Genomic DNA, 2,628 nt, shown 5'->3' with positions numbered 1-2,628 from the left:
TCGGTATGTTATAGGTCGCGCTCGCACCCTCGAGCTGGTCCAGGAACCAAAGCCGCTGCTGCGCAAACGACAAGGCCAGCGGCCCAACGCGGGGTACCGATGGGATCGGCGGCAAGGCTGCTTCGCTGAAGCTGCCGAGCGCGGCTGCGAGCTCTGCCAGAACCGGCGCGGCGAACAATGTGCGAACGTCGGTGGTGAGTTTCAGCTGGGCCAAACGTGCCAGCAGTTTTACTGCCAGCAGCGAGTGGCCGCCAAGTTCGAAGAAGTTGTCGTGGCGGCTGATGCGCTCGATGCCCAGCAGTTCGGACCAGATCGCGGCAAGCGCCTGCTCGATCTCGCCCACGGGCGCTTCATAGGTGTGACGTGCATAAGCCTCGCCGTCAGGCGCCGGCAGCGCATGGCGGTCAAGCTTACCGTTAGGGGTCAGTGGAAATTGTTCGAGCTGGACGAAGGCAGTTGGCGTTACATCATGCGGCAGGACCTTGCGTAGCCATCGCTGGAGTTCCGCCGGATCGAGAGGAGGTATGCAGGTAAGCTCCTTAAGCTCAACGAGCGAGGGGAGCGCGGCCAAGGCTTCCTCGGCGCCCATCCAATCTATAAAGCATGCGATTTCGTTCACGCTGGCGGATTGTAGCTGCCGAACCAATCGTGCGCTTCCTTGCGGCGTGCCGATCAACGAGGCCGTGCGCGTATATCGTTCGAAGGCGAACTCCGCGATGCGCTGACGCCCTTCTGGCGAATTCAAGTTCGCTTCGAAGTCCGCTTCTTTCAGTGCGGACGTCAGGAGATCCACGTGCTGTAGTATATAGTCGATGAACGGAGTTCGAGCAGTTTCGAGCGTCGCCGATGCATCGTTCCCAAGATAGGTGTGCACCATCAGCGTTACTTGCCCTGCTGCAGGATCATGACCGTGATCCGCTCGAGCCTGACGATAAATCGCGATGTTATGATGGAGGCTTCCGATGCTCTGACCCAACAGGTGGGTCAGGACATTGGAACCGATCTCGCCCGCGTATCGAAACGTTTCGGGATTGCCGGCAGCAGTGATCCATAATGGCAGGTCATGTTGTACCGGATCCGGGAATATGCGGACTGTCGATGATCTCCCTTCACCATCCGGCAGTTCGATCGATCGACCATTCCATAAGTCCTTAAGCGTAGCAATGCCTTCGCGCATGACTTGCCTGCGCGAAGCGAAGCTGTCCGGCGCCAGGACGAAGTCGCGGGGATGCCAGCCGCTGGCGATCGCCATGCCGACGCGGCCACCTGATAGATTGTCGATGACGGACCATTCTTCGGCAACGCGGACGACATTATGGAGCGGCAGAACGACGCTTCCCGCCCTCAGCTGGAGGTTTTGAGTCACGGTAGCCAGCGAGGCGCTTAGGATGGCGGGGTTAGGATATAGCCCGCCTACGTCATGGAAGTGTCGTTCGGGTGTCCAGATTGCATTGAGGCCATTCGAGTCGGCGAACTTCGCAGATTCGATATAAAATTTGTAGCGCTCGCCTGCACCGCTTGAATCGGAACCGAAGTAAAAGAGGCTAAATTTTGTAGCTGGAGTTTCAGGAAGGTTTGATCTCTCCTTGGAATCGGTCGCTATGACATAAGCAACCAGCCGCTTGTCGCCGGTGCTGTCCTCGCGGGCGATGACGGAAGCCTGGGCGACGCCGGGATATTCGAGCAGCCGGGCTTCGATCTCTCCCAGTTCGATCCGGAACCCGCGGATCTTCACCTGATGGTCGTTGCGGCCCAGGAACTCGATATTGCCGTCGGGCAGATACCGCGCAAGGTCACCCGTCTTGTAGAGCCGGTCGCCTGCCACGAACGGACTCGCGATGAACCGCTCGGCGGTCAGCTCGGGCCGGTTGAGATAGCCCCGTGCCACGCCCGCGCCGCCGATGAACATCTCCCCCACCGCACCCAGCGGAATCGGTTGGAGCTGCGCGTCCAGCAGATAGATTCGAGTGTTCGAGATCGGACGACCGATGGATGGGCGTCGATCATCGTTCGCGAGCATGTGGGCCGACGACCAGATGGTGGTCTCGGTGGGACCGTAAACATTGACTACCTGTCGGGCGATGGCAGCGAGGGAGATCGCAACATCGGCAGGCAACTCCTCGCCGCCGCACAAGACGGTTGGTATGTCTACCGAAGCCGCTGAGAGCAGCCTCCACGAAGATGGCGTGGCTTGCACCAGGTCCGGCTGATGCTGCGCGACCGCCGCAGAGAATGCTTGGGCATCATGCCGGCAGGCATTGGCGGCGAGTGCGACCGAGCCGCCTCGTGCGAGCGGAGTGAATAGCTCCAGTCCGAAGATGTCGAAGGAAATCGCAGTTAGCGACAAAATGACGGGCCTGTCGGGTAGATCAGACCAGTGGCGAACATCCAGGATCAGGTTCACTACACCACCGTGCTCGACCATGACGCCTTTGGGAGTACCGGTGGAGCCTGAGGTATAGATTATATAGGCAAGGTTGCGGCTGGTGAGGCCGAGGCTTGCGGGATCGGGGCTGGTTGAGGGTTGAGCGTCCCATGGGGCGGTCTCGTTCAGGTCGAGTACCGTTGGGGCGGGGGCGAGGCCGGCGCGTGCCGCATCCAGCGCCTCGCGTGCCGCTTCATGGGTCA

The 2,628-nt window shown here is 60.3% G+C and carries 1 protein-coding gene; it reads right to left on the bottom strand.

Annotated elements, in window-relative coordinates; genetic code table 11:
* The coding region (locus E5A73_RS21060; RefSeq protein ID WP_135965824.1) for a MupA/Atu3671 family FMN-dependent luciferase-like monooxygenase at positions 1 to 2,628 on the bottom strand (2,628 nt) is incomplete at both ends.

The sequence above is a fragment of the Sphingomonas gei genome (genome assembly GCF_004792685.1).
GTDB lineage: Bacteria > Pseudomonadota > Alphaproteobacteria > Sphingomonadales > Sphingomonadaceae > Sphingomonas > Sphingomonas gei.
The sequence above is the reverse complement of the archived record's forward strand: the minus strand, read 5'-3'. Positions and strand labels throughout refer to the sequence as shown.